The following is a 22,129-nucleotide window of genomic DNA, read 5'->3' on the forward strand; positions in this document are numbered from 1 at the left end:
CTCCCCTCCTAATGATTATCATTTTCACACTCAGTGAGATTTAATTTCCTCAAAGCCTTATGTAGTTTGAATCTTGGTGTATTTCATCCTGATTCAGGCTTGTCAATATTTAGATGCGTTTGCCCTGGTACTTGAGCAAATTGGCATAACTTGCCTTAACTCGGTCGAGCTGTTGTTTTTGGGAGTTGGTAATTTCTGGTAAGTTATCTTGCCACTCTCTAAAAAATTGCTCATCCTCAACTAATTCGAGTCCAAAGGTGGTCTCTAAATCAAGTAGGGTAATTTCTTTAGCCTGTATTGTTTGAACCATAATCCAGAAATATTTTTGGTAATTGATAATGAAAGTAAAGAATAAAGAGTGGGTTTATGGCTGCAAATATTTGGCTTTCATAGTCTTGAGTGTTTTCTCTTGCCCTGCCATGAGTCTATTTACCCTTAGTTGCTTTGCTTGCTGCAAGTAACTCGATATATGGTTGGATTTGCTGTTTTTAGTCCTGATGGTCAGCGGATTGTTACAGCTTCAGATGATAAAATTTATCGCGTTTGGGATGTGTTGGGTAGGCAGCTTGCACAATATAAGTATTCATCTACGTTTATATCGCCAGTAAGTTTTAGCCCAGATGGTAAATATATTCTCGCGCATGTTCAGGGTAATTCTCCTGAGCAAAATGAGGTGCTGATTTGGCGGATTGACGAATTAGATGGGCTATTAGCACGGGGATGCGACTGGTTAAAAGATTATTTGAATACTTATCCTCAAGCAAGGGAAAGATTAAAGGTTTGCTGGGGTAAATAGTCGTAGGACAACGGCAAGATAAGTGCATAACAGTGCCGATAACTGTGGTTTTATTAAATTATAAAAAACCATGCTTACAAGGGGGATTGGGGATTGGGCATTGGGGATTGGGCATTGGGCATTGGGGATTGGGCATTGATTATTTATTCACCTTGTCCCCAGTCCCCAGTACCAAGACGCCCATTCTTCTGGAACTTGCTACGTTGAAGTTGGGGAATCCTGGGCGCGATCCGTTGAAGTTTCTTGGGAAAACTTCTTATGGATAGTTCTAGTGGGTTCTCCATTAGAAGCTACCGTCATCAGATAGTCAATTAAGCCATCGGAAAAAGGAATACGTAAGTGGAAGGTACCATCTGGTTTAATTTTAATGGGATCACCGCCAATGGTGACAGTTGTATTTGGTTCTGTTGCTCCGTGGATAATTAACTCAGCATCTGCTACAAACCAGGAATCTCCGTGGGGACGACTGAAGGCACGAACAACACCTGAACGGGCTATGAATAACCAGCGATGATCATCAGTCGCATAGCCAATTTCAGCCATGTAGTCGCGATCGCTCACTGGAATCGCCACAAAGCGATCGCGTGTTACTTCTTCACATTCATACTGCTGTACAAGCTGGGGACTCTGATAACTTAGGTCAATATCAGTGACATCATAGAGCCGTACTATCAGTTGAGAGCCATCTTGTTGTCGCAGTTCTTCCTTCTTGGTGTCGGTAATGTACCAACAGACATAAGCCCATTTGGGAGTACGAGGGGTGAGAACAATATTGCTCTGTTCATCTGCATTTACCGAGCTAAAGGCTGTGGCGTTGACTAACGGTAGATTTTCATCTGTGTTATCAGTATGCAGAGGACTAAAGACACGAACAATCGCTGAGCGGGCTATGAGCAACCAGTGATCGTCATCAGTAATATAGCCAATTTCTGTTATGTAGTCGCGATCGCTGACTGGAATGGCCACTAATCCATCGTTTGTTGTCTCCTCAGATTCATACTGCTGTACAAGCTGGGGATTCTGATAACTTAGGTCAATATCAGTGACATCATAGAGCCGCACTACTAATTGGGAGCCGCCCTGTTGGCGTAGTGCTTCCTTCTTGGTGTCGGGAACGTACCAACAGACATAAGCCCACTTGGGAGTACGGGGTGTGAAGAGAATACTACTCTCCTCATCTGCATCTACTAAGCCAAAAGTTTCTTCTACTGATGCCGTATCGACCGTAGTATTACTTGGTGCTTGTATATTTAATTCCGCAGTTTCCTCAACACCATAAACGCTAGCCCATGCTCCCATCCCTACACCTGTTGCTAGGGCAACATCACCTACAAAGTCGGCTGTAGCTGTTTGAGTGATATCTTTCTCTGGGGTAGGCTCTGCCTGAGATCCTTGTGGCACGGCAGTGGGTTCAGCCGCGTCCGCTACCACATTCAATACCTCTTCTGGCATATCCAGCAATTCGGGAATTGAGGTTGTAGTTTCCGCTGAAGATATTTCCACTCCGCTAGAACCTGGTGGCACTTCCGTATAAGTACTGCTCTCAACAGTCTCATTAGTTGCCTTGTCTTCGGAGCCATCACCAGAGATGGTAGTAGAAGACAAGATGTCTGCTTCGGCATTTGCTGCGAAAGTAGCATCCTGAGTTGACCTGATATTTTCTATCCAGTTTGATTCTGCCTGAAATTCTTCTTCTGTGGGATCTTCAGTGACTTCTGTATCCCAATAATCTTCTAATTCAAATGTCAATTTTGATACATCTGGCAATTCAGGCAGGGGAGATGTTACCTCACTCACTTTTGACGTATCAGGCGATTCCAAAATGGAGGCTGGGATGTCAGATGCAGGCAATTCTGCATCAGATCCCTCTTCTGGAACATTGGGCAATTGAGGATATGAATTATTGACGACAGCGGCAGGTGCTTCTATATCCCATGCAACTTCACTAGACTCAGGAGGAGTTCCCCCACCATAACCATTTGCTGCTTTTGTCTGGTCAGTTTCTTTGCCAGAAATTGCAGACCACAAAGCCGCTCCGGCTCCTGTTGCTAAAGAAACACCACCTATTAAGGCTGCACCTCCATTGCTGATATTATTCTCTGCTCCATTAGATGCGGCAGCGGTTGTGCCTTCACTAAGGTTAGAGACATCATTATTTGATTCTGCAAGATCAGATGATGTTTGATTATAGATGCTGAAAGCAGTGTGTTCAGAGGCTTCCGATCCTCGCAGACTTGCTAACTCTGGGCTATCCGGTTGAAAATCCGGGTGCGTCGAGTCAACAGATGTCGCTCCGTTAACGGGGGAAGCAACGCTGGCGTTAAGCGTTGTTGTTGGTATAGTTTCTTCACTAGGCTGGCTAGGAGGTGATTCCGGTAGGTTGTCTGTTTGCCCTTTTGACAATGGGCGTCTTCCTAAGAACCACCAAACTAACAATCCACCCGCAGCAGCAACAAACAAAGGCAGCAGTAACCAAAATGGTGTTTCCCTGTTCACAATTGGATTGTTCGCCGGAGCCACAAATGGTTGTTCGCCAACAGGAGTAGGAGCCGCAGGAGTTACAAACGGCTCGCTAGCAGAAGTAGTTGCGTTAGGTGAAGCCGTCGCAGCAGGTGTAGTCTGTGCATTGGGGGAATTTATTGCAGCAGGTGTAGCCTGAGTAGCTACTTGCGATACACTGGAGGCGATCGCTTCTGCTTCAGTTGCTCTAGCTTGTTCTATAGCTTGCTGTCCTGGCGGTGCGAGCGTAAAGCCAAGAAAGCTTGCTACATTTGGGCTAGGATTTTTCTTGTAAACGTAAACTAAAGGTTGCGAGAAAGGATATTTAGAATCGTCTGGCAAGGTTTGATGTAGTTTGAGAACTCGCACGCCTTCCAACTTCGACACCTGATTAGCTAGCACATAGCTGATGCCGTCTTTGCCCAGTTTTTTGATAATTTCTGCGGTGTTATCTTCTGCTAATTGGATAGCATTAGAGCCTGTAGCAAATTTACCAGTTTTGAAGGCTGGATAATCGCGAAAATTCTCGCGGGTATCACTCGTTGCTGGACGATCAATTACTCGAATTTTACCCGGTGATCTTCCTAACTCTGACCAATCTGTAATTCTTCCCCGAAAAATTCGGGCGAATTGCCGACTGGTTAAACTCTGCTTAAAAGGATTTTCTGCACTAACTATGATCGCAACTTTTTCTCGGCGCAAGCGGACTTGCTCCAAACCTTGCGCTTTTTCTTTCGGCGTCAAGCCACGGCCGATTGCTGCTATATCGATGTTGCCATCTAGTAGAGCTTTGAGTGCGGCATCAGTGCCATTAGCAGCAATTTCAACTTTTGTACCAGAAAATTGTTTTTCAAAATTTTCTTTTAGACTTTGGTTGATTGTAGCCAAGCTATTTGACCCATCAATCCGCACTGTTGTGCCATTATCCACTGTTTGCGGCAGTGAGAAAGAGGGAGCATCAGGTGCAGATTGTGCCAGCATCGGTGCTGACACTAACATAGTTGCTGCCATAGGTGTTGTTGCTAAGGCAAGCCCTAATGCGAGACTGACTATTGAATTATCTTTTTTTTCTTGTTGCCACATATGCCCCTTATCAAGGTAAAGGAAGACGAAAGCTGGCGCGTCCTAATCGTTATCTTTTTATGGATTTATGGATTATGGAGGAGACGCGCTAATTATACATCCCTGTTACCTTTATTCTCAGTTCCTGGAAATATTTTATGTAAATCTATACTTCGGTTTACTCTAGTTCGTTTCCAAGCTAGATTCATTGAATGTTACCAGGTTGCTAGATTATTGGCACAATATAAGTCATGGAATTACAAAATTGGCAATTACAGGACTTACGCAAGTGTCATATTTTTTTCGTTGAGGTTGTCCAGAGTCAAAGGTCAAAAGTCCAAAAAACCTTGACCCTTGACCCTTGACTCTTATACCAGAAGCCTTGTGTGCCAGTTGCGTAAGTCCTAAATTAGTAGCCATAAGATTAGAGTTCTCGACTGAGATAACAATGACAATCTGGCTTATCAATCAGCGACTCAACTAGGGCATTCAAGGCAGTAGCAGCTAAGGCGCCACCTCCTAAAGTCCCTTCGATTGTAATAAAAGGCACTTTGTTTTGCGTTAGTTGTCGCTTAGCGGCGGGAGCATGACTAAAGCCAATGGGCATTCCAATCACTAGTGCAGGCTGAATTTGCTGGTTTGCAATGGCTTGAGAAGCTTCCAGCAGCACCGAGGGAGCATAACCAATCACTAGCACACAACCGTTAGTTACTTGCTGCAATTTTTCTCGCCATTCCTGATGTTGCCAAAAAGCCAGTTCTGCCTCTGTGACAGTTGTGACGTGGGGATTGTCAATCAATGTTTCAATTTGGCATCCCAAGTGAATTAATCGCGTTTGATCCAAAGCAGCAGCAACTGTGGGGATATCTACAACAATCTGACAGCCTGATTTGAGGGCTTCTCGACTGGCGGCGATCGCATCTCGACTCAATTTCACAAATGATACCAAACTGACATCGCCACAAGCCAAAACCAACTGAGCAATTAAGTGTTGTTCAATTTCCGAACGATTAGACAAATCAGGTAACAAGCGTTGTAATGATTCTGGAAAAGCTTCTGAGTGTGTATGAACCTCAGCATCCAACCCACTCCATAGTTGTTCTAATCCCCCTAATCCAGCTTGGGTTTCGACATCGAGTAACTTGAGTTGTGCCAAAACTTCAGCTTGCATAATTTGACAATGGCGATCGCGTCCTAATAATCCTTCGAGTGCTGATGCAGTTTGCCGCAATTGAGAAATTTGCTGCATCACTGCTCTATACTGGTGCTGAAGTTCCCCGATCATGTTTGTAGTTGTTTCTGTTTCTGGTTCCACTTCCAAAATGTGGCGGATGTGGTTTAGTTGGAACCCTTGTTGTTTGAGTGCTACAATCCGTTGCAATCTCAGGACATCTTTGTTGGTGTAGAGGCGGTAATTGCTAGGCGATCGCACTGGTTGCGGTATTAGCCCCAATTGATGGTAATGCCTAACCATCCGAGGAGTTAAACCGCCTCCCACTGCATCAGTAAGTTCTTTGATGGTTAAGCTATCAGTATTCATCGGCAGCATCTTACTGCTTCTCCACTTTATACTTCATATACCCAATAAAGATAATATCGTTCACTATCCACCCAAGCTCTTTCAAAGTTATTGATAGGAATAATCTTTAAATCGTTTGTGTTTAAATTCAGTTTTTTATTTAAAATCAGCAAAATTTTGTTTTTGGCTTCTTGACTCTTGAACAGAGATGTAACTTGTCTTAAAATTTCCGATTGTTCGACATCTTGGCGACCTTTTTTAAATATAGTAAAACTTCCCATTTTTTGAACTTCAGGATAGTAAAATTTTCGATTAAGATAACCTGATAATGCAGCCATATTTGCATCTCGGCTGGCAACAATAAATTCCTTTTCTAACTGATATTGTTGAATATAACGAACTGTTTCATGACTGGCAGAAAATGGTATAATTAAATCTCTTGAAAAGCTCCATACTCCTCCAATAAATTGGAAATAAAGGATTAACATAAAAGCAACATTATGCCATTTGTGAGCCAATTTAAGTGAATTATGTCTGATAGAAAGTTTGTTAATCAAAATTTTAGACTCTTGATAATAACTTTCCAGCCATAACGCTGCTATAAAAATTAAATAAAAATGACCAAAATGTCGAGGCGCACCTAGAAATCTGAAGTATGTAAATGCCAATATTATACAATTACCTACGGTATAGAAAAAGAGAGGAAATGGCTTTACACATAATTTAATTAAGGTTAAACCTACAATAACTAGGGCAATTAAAGCACAAATAATTAAATCAAACCATTTTTTATGCGATGGTATTATTAACAAAAAACTACCAAATAATCTACCTATACTTCTCAACAAATGACGGATATCTAATTGAATCAACCATCCATTATTTAACCCTCCATGAAGATAACTATCTGGTGGAGGAGTAATAATATAAATGGCTAAAATAAAAGAACATACGATAATAGCAATACTTAAAAATAAGTCGTATTTTTGGCTTTGACTTAAATATTGCTTTCGATGCTCGCGATCTAAACAAAATTCTACTAGCAGAGTCAAGGACAAAGAAAATGATACAAATAAAGCATGTACACTACTATTTGCTAGTAAACCTAATAATATTGCTAAGTAAAAGTAAGTTGTTTTTCTAAATGAAAAAATTGTACAAAACGTAAAAATAAACAACATGCTAAATGCATAATTTCGAGAAATCAAAAGATATTCGTAAAAAGGGAAAAATCCAAATGAAAAAAGAAGCTTCTGTTTGTAATTAAAGGGGCTATATAAGCAAAAAATAGCAACGGAAACAATTGTAATAGCCCAATGAAAAATTTGCATAACAACGGGAGTATCAGCAATTTGTCTCAGAAATGCAAGAGAAAAATACCACAGAACAGGATGCCCTTCATAATTAATATTTGCAATTAAATTTCCAAAAGATTCACTGTCTCTGACAATTAGCCAGGGATTTAGTTCATCCCGCCACATCGAATGGTTAAGAATACCTATTAAACCGAGAGCCGCAAAAATAATTATAATAAACCAAGGAGAATGAAAAGATAATATGGAAAATTGTTTGATTACTTTTTTGACTAGCATTGTTAGTTGAGAACTTTTTATCAAAATGACATTCATTGTTGAAATAACTTTTTCAGGACTTACGCAACTGGCATATTATTTTCAGTTCGTAGTAAGGACTTTAGTCCTTATTTTGAAGACTAAAGTCCTTATTTTGAGGACTAAAGTCCTCACTACAAACAAAAAATTGAGATTTTTGTGACACTTGCGTAAGTCCTGTTTTTATTTAAACAACCAGTTCACTCAACGGGGGGAACCCCCGCACGTGACTGGCTCCTCTTGACTCTTGACAACCCTCATGAGTCAATATGCAAACTTTCAGGTGTTTTAGCATAGTACTCTTGACATTAACATCAATGTCAAGGTTTAGCGTGAGAGAGTCCCTGTTAATTCATCTCTCATGCTCTACCCCCAGCGTTTCACCCAATTCACCAAAGAACACACAGACACCTTAGCCGCCCTGCTTTGTGGGTTATTGTTATTTATGGGATGGTTCGCCTTGCATCTTGGTTGGTTGGGATTGGCGTTGCTGCTGTTACCCGCTGCTTATGTGATCGGTGGTTACGAAAGTGCGCGTGAAGGGTTGACTACTCTATTTAAAGAAAAAGAACTAGATGTAGATTTGCTAATGATTGTGGCGGCTGTTGGTGCTGCTAGCTTGGGTTTATGGCAAAGGGAATATCACTTAATTATTGATGGGGCAATTTTGATTCTGATCTTTGCCATTAGTGGCGCACTAGAAGGCTATGCAATGCGGCGAACTGAGCGGAGTATCCGCAGTTTGATGAGTCTCACACCAGATACAGCGAGGGTTTTACGTCAGGAAAGGGAAGAGGAGGTTTCCATCAATCAACTCAAGGTTGGTGATGAAATTGTTGTCAAACCCGGAGAGCTAATTCCTACTGATGGATTAATTGTGTCTGGTTACAGCACCCTTAATCAAGCTGCGATTACAGGGGAGTCCTTACCTGTGGAGAAAACTGTAGGTGAGGAAGTATTTGCCGGTACACTCAACGGCTATGGTGCGTTACAAATTAAGGTACACAAACCAGCAGAAAGTAGTTTAATTCAGCGGGTGATTCGCTTGGTAGAACAGGCGCAGACTGAAGAACCCCCTTCGCAACAGTTTATCGATCGCTTTGAACGGGGATATGCAAAAGTAATTGTGGTGGCTGGGATATTATTGGCAGTTTTACCGCCATTTCTTTGGGGTTGGAGCTGGGAAACTACGATTTATCGCGCGTTGACTTTTTTGGTGGTAGCTTCTCCTTGTGCGCTGATGGCTGCAATTATGCCAACGCTGCTTTCAGGAATCGCCAATGGTGCAAGACAGGGGATTTTATTCAAAAATGGCGCTCAGTTGGAGAAGATTGGCAAAGTCCGGGCGATCGCCTTTGATAAAACTGGTACTCTAACAACAGGACAGGTGCAAGTATCTCAAGTAATTCCAGCTAGTGAATACACCCAAGCTGATGTCTTAAAAATCGCAGCAGCGGTAGAATCTGGTTCCGAACATCCCATCGGTAGGGCAATTTTGCAGGCGGCTAGTGATTTGGATTGGGTTAGTGCAGTTGAAGTGCAAGCGATACCTGGACAGGGAATTGTGGGAATCGTCAAAGAACAAAAAATGATTGTGGGGAATGCCGCTTTTGTGCAACAGTATGTTACTAATTTACCTGAAGAATTGCGGCAAATGACTCAATCTCTGGAGCAAGAGGGTAAAACCGTCGTTTGGGTAGCGAGTGGAGGAGTGGTGTTTCGACTACGCTCAACAACCAAAGAGGGGGAGATAGGGACAGGGGATGAAGATTCAAAACTATTATCTGGGTATCAGGTGATCGGTGCAATAGCGATTGCAGATGAGGTGAGAAAACAAGCAGCTGCAACCATTACCCGCTTAAAGAAACTGGGAGTTGAGCAAATTGTCATGTTAACCGGAGATAATGAGGAAACTGCTCACAGCGTCGCCCAAGCGGTTGGGATTGATCGGGTATATGCCCAACTACTACCAGAAGATAAACTGGATATCATCCGTCATCTACAACAACAGTATCAAACTGTGGCTATGGTAGGGGATGGGATCAACGATGCACCTGCTCTAGCTCAAGCATCTGTGGGTATAGCGATGGGAAGCACTGGTAGCGATGTCGCATTAGAAACCGCAGATATAGTACTGATGACAGATAGGTTAGAAAAAATTGCCGTGGCGATACATTTGGGTAGGCGATCGCAAGCCATAGTGAAACAAAATATAGTTGTAGCGTTAGGTTTCATTATGTTGCTTTTGGTGGGCAACTTTTTAGGAAATATCAACTTACCCATTGGCGTCATTGGGCATGAAGGTTCTACAGTGTTAGTTACTCTCAGTGGACTTAGATTGCTTAAATAAGCTACTCTTTGACAAAGGGACAAATTCAATTTGTCCTGTTTTGGTATTCCGCACAACTTTAACTAAATGGATATTCTCTTGCTGGCGATCGCCATTTGGCTTAAAAGAGATTACTCCTGTAACTCCAGTTGCTTTAAAATTAGTTTCAGCCATTGTCTTCTGCACATCTGTACGACTGGGTGATGGTGTTTTTTCCAAAGCTGCCAGCAATGCACGAGTTGCATCATAAGATAGTACAGTATGCCAGTTCTCTGATTTTCCCCAGGATTTATCAACTTGTTTAGGCAATTCTTGTTTGAAAAGACTCTTAGAATGCCAAGGTATAGCCAATACTGAGCCTGCTTCGTTTTCTGCTATTGCCTTGAGTAGCTTGTTACTATCTAAACTATCTCCGCCAACTATTAAATATTTATACTTTTTGGCATATTCTATTACTTGAACTGCTGGATCTGAAGTAAGACCATCACTTGTAGGAAATAAAACTATAGCATCTGCTTTCTGTTCTCTTACCTGATCTATAGTGGATTCTAAATTATCAGACAAAGGTATCTCTGCTACTACTTTTCCACCTAACTCCAAAAATCTAGCTTTCATTTGTGTTTGCAGAGATTTACTATAATTGCTACTAGGATTAAAAAATATCGCTGCTTTACGTTTATTTTCTTGTTTCAGATAGTTAGCTAAAGTTTGAGCAATGACACGATTACTAGGAACAACTCGGAAAAAACAATTAGGATAATTTAATTGACACACTGTTGACAGATCTTCTGATGTAGCTGTGGGAGAAACTAATAATAATTTTTCTTTTTGATAAATCTTAATAGCTTCTATAGTTGTATCACTTCTAAAATGACCTATAACAGCTAAAACATCACGTTTTTTTACTAAACTTTCTGCTATCTTTTGTGACTGCTCAATTTTATTATTATCACTAGCAACTAAGACTTTGAGACCAAATTTTTGAGTCTTATAATCTTGATTAAATTCATCTTGTGCTTGGGCAACACCACGCAAAATTTCTTTACTTGAGTTGATGCTGTCGTTATTGTTATCGCTAATCGGAGCTACAACAGCAATAGTGTAAGTTTTTATTTTTTCAACTGCGAGGCGGGCGTTATTGAGGTAAATTAAGGTTTCAGGATCATGATATCTTTGCCATGCCTGCTCGAACCAAATTATTGCTTCTTGGTAATTACCTGCTGCGATAGCCTTTACGCCCCTTTCTTTTTCTGGTAATTTAGTATTGATATTTGGCAAAAGAATCTCTTCACCACAACTCATATAGTCATCTAGTGGAAAACTCCTGAGCCAAATTTTTGAACACCCATCCACTCCATTTAAATACCAGTAGCTGCTAGGTAATCCGAGTCCAAATAAAAGAGCAGCACCAGCTACCCAACTTGGGATACGCGGCAAAATAATAGGATTATTGAGACGTTGCAAAATTAACTGCATATTTTCAGGACGATTTTTCCAGTATGGCTCCATCATTTCGTCGAGCAAATCGAAAAGCGTAGATGTGTAGAGACTTGTCGTTAAACATCGCCATCTGAATTTATCTAACCAATCTATCCAGTAATTTGATTTATATAAAACTTTATCTCGCCAAATTAACTTGCCTGTTTGATGATCTTCTTCAATGTTAAAAGGAGGCTTTCCAGTTAGTAAATAGACAAAAGTTCGCCCCAACGCAAATAAATCTGATTGTGCTACTGCGTTACCTTTCATTTGCTCTGGTGGTGAGTAACCTGGCGTACCAATTATTGTATTCTCTTGGTGTTGCTGCAAATAAGTTTGTGCTAAATCTCTCACGGCTCCAAAATCAATCAGCACCAGATGTCCGTCTGGTTTAATCATGATGTTTGCTGGTTTAATATCTCGATGGAAATACCCCTGAGCGTGAACTTTAGCTAAAATTTCTACTAATTGTTTTAAGTAGGCGATCGCTTGCTCTGGTGTTATGGGTTTGTTATCCTGATTCTCTAACCATTGTTGCAAATTTAAACCATCAATTTTTTCCATCACTATGCAGTGTAATGGCTCTGAGCAATCTTTAAATCTCAATTCAAAATATCCATCTGGATCGACTTTAGGAACTCCGGAATTGTTTAAACGGCTCAATACCTCGGCTTCTCGCTGAAATAAATTAATGACTTTATGCTTATTTTCTAAGTTGCTAAACCGAGATAAACTCAAAACTTTCAGAACTTTTTTGGTACTATTATCTTCTACCTCAAAAGTTCTTGCAAAGCCTCCACCTCCCAAGAGTTTAATCACTCGATATCTATTTTTTATTAATAGATTTACCCCACAGTGACGGCAGAAAGTTTTGCCGTTGTCATTCATGGGGTCAGCAGGGTTTGTACACTTGGGATTTAGGCAATAGCTCATATCAGCCAGATGAGTATTTTAGTGAAGCAATCTTATCAATTTATCGAAGAAGGCAGTCTTGCTGAGGGCAGCTTTTCTGGAGGAAAACTGCCCTCAGCAATACTGCCGCGACCAGAGGGAGCAAGGGTTTAAGACCCCCTCCAAATTTTCAATTTGGTGGCTCTTTTTCAGGAGGGGTTTGAATCCTATAAGTGAAAAAAAAACCTTCTGCCTCCTGCCTCCTGCCTCCTGCCTCCTTCAATTAACGCAGGCAACATTAATGGACAAGATACCCGCACTCTCAAGGCATAAATTTGCTTACGTTCAAATCTACCCTGCATATAAAAATTAAATTAGAGTTAAAATTATTATTTTTTGATAAAACTCAAGCGCATTAGCATTAATTATTTAAATAATTAGCTTAATTCATCAGGGTTGTTATTAGAGAGCGATGCACTAGCTATAAAATTCCTATTTGATTTTTGAAAAAAATTCACTACACCTTTATTACTTCTTCCCTATTCCCCATTCTCCATTCCCTATTCCCTATTCCCCATTCCCTGTTTCTACAAGTGATTCAGCAGCAATCAAACCGGATTACTATAGTAATGAATACAACTAATAGTAATCATAGCGATTTTCTTCGTCTATTTGTGGTCAGATACTTAATAATGTATAATAAATTCCGATAGTTCAGGCTGCTTGTCAAGTATTAAATTGCTTGCTGGTGCTGCTAAAGTTATGTTGTATGTCCAAATCTGCAATCACCGTAACCGTCAAGTTATTCGCTGCTTATCAAGAAGCCTTTGGAGTTTCAGAACTAATACTGAAAATTCCATCTGGTACATCGGTAAGTAGAGTATGCGATCGCCTGATAGCTGAACACCCCGAACTCAACCAATTGCGAGATGTAACCCGCTTTGGGATTAATCTAATATTTGTCGAACCAGACACCCAGTTGCAAGATGGCGACGAAGTAGTGTTAATTCCACCTGTCAGCGGTGGTTAGCCTTATTTTATCTTGGTGCGGAAGCGAAGAAAGCCATAAGAATTAGCTGGTATGCCAGATTGAGTTGCCGCTGGTAAATCGGGTAAATCTGAACTCCGGGTGATATTCACCACCACAGCCCCATTAGTGTTAGTACCACAGTATGATGGTGTAGCTGGATCGTTAGCAACATAGAAACGTCCGCGATCGCTTGATTCTTCTACATTGCTGAGGTAAACCGTAGGCGTGTTAGAACCAACAGCAAGGGCAATACCTTGATCTGCTCCTGGTAAACCACCATCATTAGGAGTTTTACCATTAAAGGCACTAGGAACAAAAGTAGTACTGGTAGGAACTAAGTCACAGAATTTCACATTTGTAGTGTTGCTAGGGCCCTTGGAGAGGAAATAGATGGTGTATTCTAGCTCATCTCCTGGCTTAACGGTGCCAGCATTAATTAATCCTCGCAAGTAGCTAGCAGGCCATTTGCTATCGTTATCGTCAGAAGCATAAGGTTCTGGCACATAGTTGGCAGCATTAACAGCAACATCGCTGCGACCATCCACAATATCATTTAAGTCCTGGTTGTTGATGCGGGTAATGCGTTTAATTAACAGCAGCTTAGCAGTAGCACCATTATTTAATGCCGTAAACAAAGTCGGATCATCGTCTGCGGTGTCGTTAGGATTATTACCAGTATTTACATTATCGTTAGCAGCCTGGGAGAAGGAATTGCCGGGGATCGGCGGGTTACTAGTAGCGCCAGCAGAGTCTGCATCTGTTAGTGCTATGCCAACTGTTCCTGAAGGATTATCGGGTGTATTAAAGTTAGCACTAGCCTGGTTACTAATTGCATTGCCGCCATTGGCGTCGTTAATTGTGGCAGTGATTACGATAGTGATAGTGTCGCCTACACGCAGAGTACCAGAATTGGTAACAGCACCAGAGCCGTTGTAACCGGGATTGAGTGTGATATTATTTCCCGCAGTAGTAGCAGTAATTGCTGCGCTCACAAAGGTTAACTGCGAGGGTAATAAATCGTTAACAACAAAATTGATGGCACTGCTATTACCTGGATTCAGGTTGGAGTAAGTGATGGTATATTCGATGCGATCGCCTATAGTTACTGTTCCAGTATTATCATTGTCTGCAAGGAAGCGAACAGATTTAGTTCCTCTGACATTTGCTTGAGCGTTAGTAGTAATTACCAAAGGAGTAGTGATTGCTTGACTTGGAAAATATGCCCAAGTATCTATTCCTTTAAAGTCACCATAGTTACTACTAAATTCATGCTCTCCTAACGCACTATTAATCCCTCTAGCAGCATTACGCGGGCTAGTCGCTCCTGTACCACCTAAGTCAATCACCGTACTATCAGCGGTAGTATAGTTATTGTCGTTGTAATAAATGGTAGTTGAGCCAATGGGCTGTCCATTTTGATTTACAAGGTTAGGAAAAGCAGTGGGAGGGTTTTCCATTGTGATTTTAAACCCCAGCGGATTATTTTCAGCATCCAACATGGGAAAATGATATTCACCTGCCCGTGTTGTGATTATGGCATTGTATGGTGCATTTCCTGTTCGAGGTTGGAGATTAGTGCCACTTGCATCCTTCCCATCCCAAAACACCACATTTGAGCCGACAGACAGCACATTTTGTAGCACTCTATCGCTACTAGGGTCATAAATGCCATCAATATTGGTGTCAATAATTATTTGATAGCTACCAGTTGAACTGGCGCTGAAGCTAAAATTGCCTCCCACACCCACAGTAGTTTGGTTCCCACTACCTCCAGTACCCCCAGTGAATTGGAACCCAGTTGGTACTGTCGGAGCAATCGCTGCAATAGGAATACTTAAACCATTGAGAGTTGCGGTGTCGGGTCGATTGAAGAAAACTAAGTGGGTAGTATCTGTTGATGTATCAGCAACAGTTGGATCTTGGACTCGCACATTCCCACTAAAAATCAAATTATTATTATTAGCGCCGCCAGCAGAATGGTAAACAGTACTGTTATTTGTTCTATCAATATATCCCCGGTTGTTAGCAAAAAAGATGAAACCAAATGGATCGACTCCATTCATGTCAGTTTCGTACCGATACCCATCTTTGGTTTGAATATAAAGCTTAGAGTTGAGTGCTATGGGAGTGGTACCACTGGCATTTGCCCCCATATTCATAGCAATATAGTTAGTAAATACTCGCCCTGTTTTGGTAACGCCGTTACTATCTCGAACTGTGATATCCCAAGCAGCTACCCCTGAAAGTTGAGTACCATCTGTAGGAAATGCCGCCGTCGTAGCTGTTGGCGGCGGATTACTTGTACCACTTGTATTCGGAGAATGAAATTCAATTTTGTAAATACCAGTTTCTGTAGCGGTGAAACTACAAGGAGTATAACCACCAGTGTTAGGTAAAGGGCCAGCTGTTTCTTTGGCAATAGTGTTAATAAAACCAAAACCAGAAGTCAGAACATCACAAGAGCCATTTTGACCACCAAAGGGACTGCGGTAAACGATATCTTGTGGGTTTGAGAAGCTAGTAGTTACACTAGAGCCAAGATTAACTGTTTCTCCCGCTTCCACATAAACTTTGAGTGTGGTTTTCCGAACAATACCTGCTGCTGTTAAATCTGACCATTCCAGGTATGGTCTGTATCCCCCATCAGAAATTAACTCTTTGCTACCTTCAGCCCAGCTAGGTTGTATCCCTCCCAAGATACATAAAAAAAAGGCTAAATTACCTAATAATCGCCCTTGGTAGCTTCTTAGTAAGTGACATTTCATCTTTATGTTCATAAACAGGTTTTGCATTTGGCAACTATTAGTTCCGGGTAAGAAAATTTACTATTTACATTCACGTTCACTGTCGCGATCGCTTTTACAATACTTATACCGATTCAATCAATAATTAGTAGAGACGTTGCATTGCAACGTCTCTACATGAAGGGTGTAAATATCACATCCATAAATTTGCAGTATTATTTTTGTCTTTGTTCCATTTAGTGGGATTATTAATGATGTATTCTCGAATTCGGTCTAAAGAACCATCAGCACGAATAATGTGCTCGTAAAATCGGTCTTGCCAACCAAAATCTTCAAAACCATTTTTCCTACACCAACGGGTAACGGCAGATTTGTATGAGCGTGCGATCGCGCCCAATGAACCCGCTTTAGGAGATATGTTAAACATGAATTGTCGTTGTGTAATGTTGCATAATGCATCACGTTTTGTAGAGACGTTGCATTGCGACGTTTCTACATTTTGGGGACGATCGATCACGATAATGCCGTGTACGTGATTGGGCATAATTACATAGACATCGATGTAGATGTAATCAAAATGGTTAGGAATATCTGACCAGAATTGTTGGGCTGTTTCTCCAATTGCAGATAACCGCATCTCACCCCCATTAATATCCCCAAAGAAATGAAAGCGATCGCTCGTACAAATTGTCAGGAAATACCAACCATTGGCAGCATAATTCCGATTTGGCAATCGGATGGACTCTACTCGGTATTTGCCCTTAAATCTTGGTTTGTTCATAATTACAATTCAAAATTTGCGTCATGTAGAGACGTTGCATTGCAACGTCTCTACACGTTTAAATTGATGGATATGTTTTTACTACCCTTCTGTTGTCTTGGGCTGCTGTTGTTGACGTGGAACAGGTTTTTGCTGTCCAAACCCATCAAATAATTCATTGAGCTTAACCGTTAAACCCAAATAGGGGCCGCCTGCGGAACGTGTCCCGGAAAAATCCCGGTCATCGACTTGACCAAAAACATATCCAGCAGAAAGACGCAAGTTAGGAGTAAGGTAGTAGCCTGTTTCTACAACAAAACCTGTTTCAGTGTAGTTAGCTTGACCAATCCAGCGAGCTTCACCCACTAAATCCATGCTGTATCCCAGGCGGTAGGTAGCTCGAATCTGCGCCAGATTTACCATACTAGTACCAGCTAAATCATTAGCTAAGTAAGATGTGCTGTTACGCAAAGCATACTTGCCATAAAATTCCCATTGCCAGTTGGGTGCATAAATAGCTTCTAAGGCAAAGGTATGGTCTTCGGAACCTGTACCACTGCCTAAAAGAATGGTGTCAGGAATCACATCTGGATTTTGGCGATATTCATAACGCAATAAAGCATTGAACTGATCGTCATTGGGGTCGCGGTAGGCTAAACCTAGTTTCAGATTAACCCTATCTCCCAGTAGTCCCGTCAGCTTTTGATTGGAAGAATTGGCTTGTTGATAGCGTACTAAAGCCGTAATAGCCGGAGAGATTTTACCCGTAGCAGCAGCAGAAATAACCGTATTAGAACCACCAGAAGAAGTGCGATGCTCGTAGCGAGCACTGGTCTGAAACTGCGGATTATCGCTGTATTCCAGTCCAATGCTATAGCTATCACCACCATTAAATGCGATCGCAGATGCTGCTTGACCAAAGGCGTAGGGTTGGGCAAATTGCTGACCTGTTGCAGTCCGTCCGAAGAAGCTACCAAATACGTGTTCATAAGCTAAGTTCAACCTTAACCCTGGAGCAATAGACCAACGGTTATTCAGACCAATTGCCCCTTGGGTAGTCATTTCATTAGCACCACCCAAAATAGAATAACGACCAGTCAAAGTAGTATCAGGCCCAAGTTGGTGTTCGCCATTGATATTTAAGCTAGTAATAGAATTACCCGACAATTGACCACGAGTGTAAAACTGTTGGGCTAGACTGACATTGACACCAGGTATTACAGCCCAATTTAACCCCAAGACTGTACGGTCTGGATAAACACTATCAGCATCAGCAGATAAGGTCAGCTCATTTTGCGCTTGAAAAGTCAGGTTATTGACGATAGGAACTGTAAAGCGCGAACGTAACTGATCAGAATTACTAGTTAGAGCATTGCTAGAGATGCGATCTTCTCGATAACGATGAATCCAATCCACATCAACGGTAGCGCTACCCAAGCGTTGTTGAATTCCAGCGGTAATTGTTGTTAGCGAATTATCAACTTTACTCCCAGGTATTGCCTCCGAACGCGGTGAAAATAGTTCCTCAAATGTATCTAGCGGTTGAGGTGCAATACCAAAATTATCTTCGTGGTCATATTGCACTCTGACATTGGTACTTGAAGTCAATTTGCCTGTCACCTGTGCTCCATAGCGGGTTTGTCCTGGTACAAAGCTGATAGTGGCATTATTGGCAAAGCCTGTATCAGCAAACCGATAATAGGCACGACCTTGAATACCATTGGCAATCTGTCCTTCAGCTTCTAAACGATAAGCGTCACCACTGACTCGAATGAATTCAGAATCATTAGTGGAATGGGCATATTCTGCGATTAACTTGCTCTTGTCGCCCAAAGCGATGAGTGCATCTGCGCCATAGAGTTGGAAGTCACGCACACCTTGCTTTTCTTGGATATAAGTTGCTCCTAACCAACTTTCATGGTTGAGGTTACGGGAAAGGTTATATTGCAAACGACCAGCATAGATATTACTATCAGAGTCTTGGCTGTCGTATTGGTAGCTAACAACAAGCCGGCGTACTAACACTTGTCCAGTTTGATCAATATCGGTGCGAAGCAGCGGTTCACGGAATAATAAAGTACCGCGATCGTAATCGATATCGTAGTCTGGCCCGCGATTCAGCTGTTTACGTTCTAGTACAGTACCAGGACGATTGAGTTCTTCTAACTCGATAAAGACATTTTCGCTACCTGGTTGTAGTAGTCTGCGAGAGAGGAAGTAATAACCACTAGTGCCATCGGGAGCAATGGTATCCCGTTGAAACCCTTCTAAATGGTTGCCATAGAAACCTGTAATTTGTAAGTTTCCCAGGTTGTAGTTAGCTTTAAAGCCATGGAGTTGACGAGTGATGGAAGTGAATTGCTGTGATAAACGAGCAAATTCTTCAGTATTGTAGTCGCCCCACATGGCGTAATCAGGAGCAGCACCGGGGATACCAGTTGAACGCTCGAAACGCAGAAACACACTGTCAATCGAAGCAGCTACAGCATCAACTTTGGAACTGTCGCCGTAGACGGGATAGTTTTGCTCGCTGAATTGGTATGTTTTAAATAGACGATTATCACAGTTGCAATCTTCGTTGAGGCTGCGAGAACTGTTGTATGCACCTGTAAATAGCCACTCACCGATCGCACCAGTTGCAAATACTGCTGAGTGAAAATCTAATTGGGTTCTGTTATCTCTATCGGGACGCAGAAAATCACGGAAACTGCCGTAATAATCTGTACCTCTAGCACCCAAACGCAAATCCACTACCCCTGTCACCAAACTAGGACGCAGTGCCGTTTCCAATTGCAGTTGGGTAAAAGCTTCTAAATCATTAGCTATTGCCCGAATTCGGACAGTTTGCGCTTTGAGATGCGATCGCAAAGTGGCAGTAAATTGCCCATTGCGTGCCTCCACTTGAAATCCCGGTTGATCGGGTTTGAAGTCTACTCCAACCAACTCCCCAGCCGAGGGGATCAGGGTGACAACAGCATCCCGGTTAGAGCGATTGCTGTTCGCATCGACGAGTTGACCCCGGATTGTAGCTGTGGAACGTCCATCAGCTGGGATCTGGGACTCAACTGTTTCCACAGTTAGTTGCTGTGGCGCTCTCCGTACTGCTATGCGTACTGTTACAGGGAGTTCTGTCCCCCCTACTACTTGCGCCGAAATGGTGTTATCACCTTGTTTTAATGGTACACCATACCATGTCTGCGTTAACAAGTTAGTGCTGGCATCGCTCTCCATCCGTCCCACTAAAGAAGGATCTACCAACTCGCCATTTACTCGCAATTCCACCTGACTACCAATAGGAAATTGCACAATTACCGTAGTAGCTGCCACATCTACAATACTGCTAGCCGTGGGCGTCAGGATTTTTACGGCTGTTGAGGTTGGGGAGCGTTGAGAGGGGGAAGTAGGGGGAGGAATTTTTTCTTTGTCTTCAGCTACTGCTGCAATTTTTCTTAAGCCTCTGGGCAACTGCATATTAGTTGCTGGTTGAAATGGTTGTATTTTAATATCAGTTGCCTTGACACTTGGAGTTATAGTTGCGTTGGATATGTTCATCTGCTCCTTGGATTTATACTGATTTGCAATATCAATTTCAACTGGTAAAGATGTTGTGGAGAAGAGGTTTCCGCTAGTTTGAGTTTGTATTTGTATGTCCTTAATAGGTTCTGCTTTGACTATGATGGGCTGCAAAACTAGGCTGACTAACGACATAGCCCCCATGAATCTCAGGTTAAAAGTAGTTGTATAGTGCAGTCTCGGTTTCATTTCTTGACTTGCTCCTGGAAGGTGGGGGTAACTGCGAAGTTCATGCGTACCAAGCCACCAGGCTCTAAGCGCACCAAGCGAGATTGGCTATTGCGTTCCCGAAATTTCCGATTGGGCGCTAGAGTGTAACCGGGAAGACTGCTGAGGTCTAGTACACCCGTGTGGTTTCCAGGCAAGACGTTGGCTAAGGAAAACAAACCATTAGGATCTGTGATTATACGGTTGCCACCCTCCATAAAAATCACCGCATTGGGCATCCCAGGCTCACCAGGTTGTTGTTCACCGTCAAAGTTCTGATCAACAAACACGCGACCAATGATTGTGCCACAGTCCGAGACAATCCCCGGTCGTATTTTCAATTGGTGTGTTGCTGGGCCATCCTTAGTGCTAAAACCGTTGTCAGATCTTCGTGCATTGACGATCGCACTATTGCGACCATTACCACGCAGAGAATCACTCGTTAATTGAGCTGCGTAAGCAATATTCAGGACTTTATCTGTGGGAATTATTACCTCTGTGCCGAATGTCACAGTGTTCCCGTTACGTTGGAAGGTGATGGTGACTGGTTTGCCATCTAGTTCTCCCCGCACAGATTTAGATAAGAAGTTAAATCCTAAAGGTAGATTGTCGGTGACAACTACATTACTCAAATCAGCATCAGCCTGATTTTTAACTGACAGGCGATAAATCACCGTATCTCCGGGTTCAGCAGTAGCGCGATCGCCTGTTTTGATCACCCGCACTTGATTTGCTTGACACATATTTGTGGTAAGTTCAAATGCTAATAAGTTCAGTCCAACTACTTCGGCATTGGGAACAAAAACAACTGTGTCTTCTACTTTGGTGTCACCAGTCAGACTAATTGGTTGACCATCCAGGGAGGTAGCAATATACCGAATCACATTATTGTCAATACTATTAACGATTTGAATTTTGATCCGTCGCTGCTTGTAGATTGAATTTGGTGGTGGATTGACTACAAAAATGTACGTTTTACCCAAATCGGTCTGACCCTTACTCGGATCAAATAGAAAGTTGTATGCACCTACAGAGTTATTCGTAATGAAATAAGGGTTACTATTCTCGATATTCGGTGCTTTTCCACCAGGAATGTTGTTGTTAGGAATATCAGGCAATTCTGTCCGACTCAGAGCAGCCAATTTTCCTAATTTTGTCCCACTTGGATCGCTAGGATTAGGTTCGTATAAGCCGACTGAAAAACCTTTATAGTCAGGTATAAGTGTGCCAGCACAACCTAAAATCCGCCCTAATGGGTCAATTAATGGATTAGGACTAAGGTTGATCTGACTAGAAATTCCTTGATAATTATAATTACTCGTAGAATCTGTATAAGTATAAGTAGCTTGATTTATTAAGTTGATTACAGGCTGAAAACTAACTTGATTTTGAGTCTGTTGAGCTATTGCTTGTATAGGTATGGTAGTTTGCAATACACTTGCCAGAATAACAGTTGCTGTTAACCGTCGGCACCAGCCACTACTAGAAGTAATTTGCTTTTTTTTGTTAGGAAGAATCCTTAACATATCTCCTCTGGTTGCCACATTTTTTTGTTATAAAAGTACTTGCTATTAATGGAAATCCCGAACTCTTAAATGGCGCTTATTCATAAGTGAAAAAGCAGGGGCAA

The 22,129-nt window shown here is 42.0% G+C and carries 12 protein-coding genes and 1 pseudogene; 4 read left to right on the forward strand and 9 right to left on the reverse strand.

Features of this window, described 5'->3' with window-relative positions; all coding sequences use genetic code 11:
- Positions 1-127 precede the first annotated feature (127 nt).
- Positions 128-310: pseudogene (locus tag IQ246_RS16910) on the reverse strand (restriction endonuclease subunit R); the annotation flags it as partial.
- Positions 311-469: 159 nt separating this feature from the next.
- Between IQ246_RS16910 and IQ246_RS16915 the strand changes: the two are divergent.
- Complete coding sequence (locus IQ246_RS16915; protein ID WP_194004515.1) at positions 470-796, forward strand: WD40 repeat domain-containing protein; 327 nt, start codon at positions 470-472, stop codon at positions 794-796.
- A 198-nt stretch (positions 797-994) separates the two neighbouring features.
- Here the strand turns inward: IQ246_RS16915 and IQ246_RS16920 are convergent, their stop codons facing one another.
- From IQ246_RS16920 to IQ246_RS16930, 3 genes are all read right to left on the reverse strand, one after another.
- A complete protein-coding gene (locus IQ246_RS16920) occupies positions 995-4,378 on the reverse strand; it encodes a DUF4912 domain-containing protein (RefSeq protein ID WP_194004516.1) in 3,384 nt (1,127 codons plus the stop codon).
- 403 nt (positions 4,379-4,781) lie between these two features.
- Positions 4,782-5,897 (reverse strand): precorrin-8X methylmutase, encoded by a 1,116-nt coding sequence (locus IQ246_RS16925; protein WP_194004527.1) that lies wholly within the window; start codon positions 5,895-5,897, stop codon positions 4,782-4,784.
- A gap of 26 nt (positions 5,898-5,923) precedes the next feature.
- Positions 5,924-7,504: a hypothetical protein gene (locus IQ246_RS16930; protein ID WP_244142066.1), complete on the reverse strand. Its 1,581-nt coding sequence runs from the start codon at positions 7,502-7,504 to the stop codon at positions 5,924-5,926.
- Positions 7,505-7,847: 343 nt separating this feature from the next.
- On the opposite strand from IQ246_RS16930, the gene IQ246_RS16935 reads away from it, so the two are divergent.
- On the forward strand, positions 7,848-9,836 hold the full coding sequence (locus IQ246_RS16935; RefSeq protein WP_194004517.1) for a heavy metal translocating P-type ATPase: 1,989 nt from the start codon (positions 7,848-7,850) through the stop codon (positions 9,834-9,836).
- Here IQ246_RS16935 and IQ246_RS16940 read toward each other — a convergent pair.
- Positions 9,801-12,227 carry a bifunctional serine/threonine-protein kinase/ABC transporter substrate-binding protein gene (locus tag IQ246_RS16940; protein ID WP_194004518.1) on the reverse strand — a complete coding sequence of 809 codons (2,427 nt, stop codon included), beginning with the start codon at positions 12,225-12,227 and terminating at the stop codon, positions 9,801-9,803. The two genes, IQ246_RS16935 and IQ246_RS16940, sit on opposite strands and share 36 nt — an antisense overlap.
- A 9-nt stretch (positions 12,228-12,236) precedes the next feature.
- Here IQ246_RS16940 and IQ246_RS30940 point away from each other — a divergent pair, with 9 nt between their 5' ends.
- On the forward strand, positions 12,237-12,359 hold the full coding sequence (locus IQ246_RS30940) for a hypothetical protein (RefSeq protein WP_255515591.1): 123 nt from the start codon (positions 12,237-12,239) through the stop codon (positions 12,357-12,359).
- Between the two features lie 595 nt (positions 12,360-12,954).
- Complete coding sequence (locus IQ246_RS16945; RefSeq protein ID WP_194004519.1) at positions 12,955-13,215, forward strand: MoaD/ThiS family protein; 261 nt, start codon at positions 12,955-12,957, stop codon at positions 13,213-13,215.
- Between the two features lie 2 nt (positions 13,216-13,217).
- Here the strand turns inward: IQ246_RS16945 and IQ246_RS16950 are convergent, their stop codons facing one another.
- The 4 genes from IQ246_RS16950 to IQ246_RS16965 form a co-directional block, all read right to left on the reverse strand.
- Positions 13,218-15,992, reverse strand: coding sequence for an isopeptide-forming domain-containing fimbrial protein (locus tag IQ246_RS16950; RefSeq protein WP_194004520.1), 2,775 nt, complete (start codon positions 15,990-15,992; stop codon positions 13,218-13,220).
- Between the two features lie 160 nt (positions 15,993-16,152).
- Positions 16,153-16,740 carry a transposase gene (locus IQ246_RS16955; protein WP_194004521.1) on the reverse strand — a complete coding sequence of 196 codons (588 nt, stop codon included), beginning with the start codon at positions 16,738-16,740 and terminating at the stop codon, positions 16,153-16,155.
- A gap of 81 nt (positions 16,741-16,821) precedes the next feature.
- On the reverse strand, positions 16,822-20,481 hold the full coding sequence (locus tag IQ246_RS16960) for a TonB-dependent receptor (RefSeq protein WP_194004522.1): 3,660 nt from the start codon (positions 20,479-20,481) through the stop codon (positions 16,822-16,824).
- Positions 20,478-22,025 (reverse strand): DUF11 domain-containing protein, encoded by a 1,548-nt coding sequence (locus IQ246_RS16965; RefSeq protein ID WP_194004529.1) that lies wholly within the window; start codon positions 22,023-22,025, stop codon positions 20,478-20,480. The genes IQ246_RS16960 and IQ246_RS16965 overlap by 4 nt, the downstream gene beginning before the upstream one ends.
- Positions 22,026-22,129 lie beyond the last annotated feature (104 nt).

The organism is aff. Roholtiella sp. LEGE 12411, from assembly GCF_015206995.1.
GTDB lineage: Bacteria > Cyanobacteriota > Cyanobacteriia > Cyanobacteriales > Nostocaceae > Komarekiella.

What these genes read in the sequence shown, in the direction of transcription:
- IQ246_RS16915 (WP_194004515.1), top strand. Translation starts at nt 470, where the DNA reads ATGGTTGGATTTGCTGTTTTTAGTCCTGATGGTCAGCGGATTGTTACA.
- IQ246_RS16955 (WP_194004521.1), bottom strand. Translation starts at nt 16,740, where the DNA reads ATGAACAAACCAAGATTTAAGGGCAAATACCGAGTAGAGTCCATCCGA.
- IQ246_RS16935 (WP_194004517.1), top strand. Translation starts at nt 7,848, where the DNA reads ATGCTCTACCCCCAGCGTTTCACCCAATTCACCAAAGAACACACAGAC.
- IQ246_RS16965 (WP_194004529.1), bottom strand. Translation starts at nt 22,025, where the DNA reads ATGTTAAGGATTCTTCCTAACAAAAAAAAGCAAATTACTTCTAGTAGT.
- IQ246_RS16920 (WP_194004516.1), bottom strand. Translation starts at nt 4,378, where the DNA reads ATGTGGCAACAAGAAAAAAAAGATAATTCAATAGTCAGTCTCGCATTA.
- IQ246_RS16930 (WP_244142066.1), bottom strand. Translation starts at nt 7,504, where the DNA reads ATGAATGTCATTTTGATAAAAAGTTCTCAACTAACAATGCTAGTCAAA.
- IQ246_RS16925 (WP_194004527.1), bottom strand. Translation starts at nt 5,897, where the DNA reads ATGAATACTGATAGCTTAACCATCAAAGAACTTACTGATGCAGTGGGA.
- IQ246_RS16940 (WP_194004518.1), bottom strand. Translation starts at nt 12,227, where the DNA reads ATGAGCTATTGCCTAAATCCCAAGTGTACAAACCCTGCTGACCCCATG.
- IQ246_RS16960 (WP_194004522.1), bottom strand. Translation starts at nt 20,481, where the DNA reads ATGAAACCGAGACTGCACTATACAACTACTTTTAACCTGAGATTCATG.
- IQ246_RS16950 (WP_194004520.1), bottom strand. Translation starts at nt 15,992, where the DNA reads ATGAACATAAAGATGAAATGTCACTTACTAAGAAGCTACCAAGGGCGA.
- IQ246_RS30940 (WP_255515591.1), top strand. Translation starts at nt 12,237, where the DNA reads ATGAGTATTTTAGTGAAGCAATCTTATCAATTTATCGAAGAAGGCAGT.
- IQ246_RS16945 (WP_194004519.1), top strand. Translation starts at nt 12,955, where the DNA reads ATGTCCAAATCTGCAATCACCGTAACCGTCAAGTTATTCGCTGCTTAT.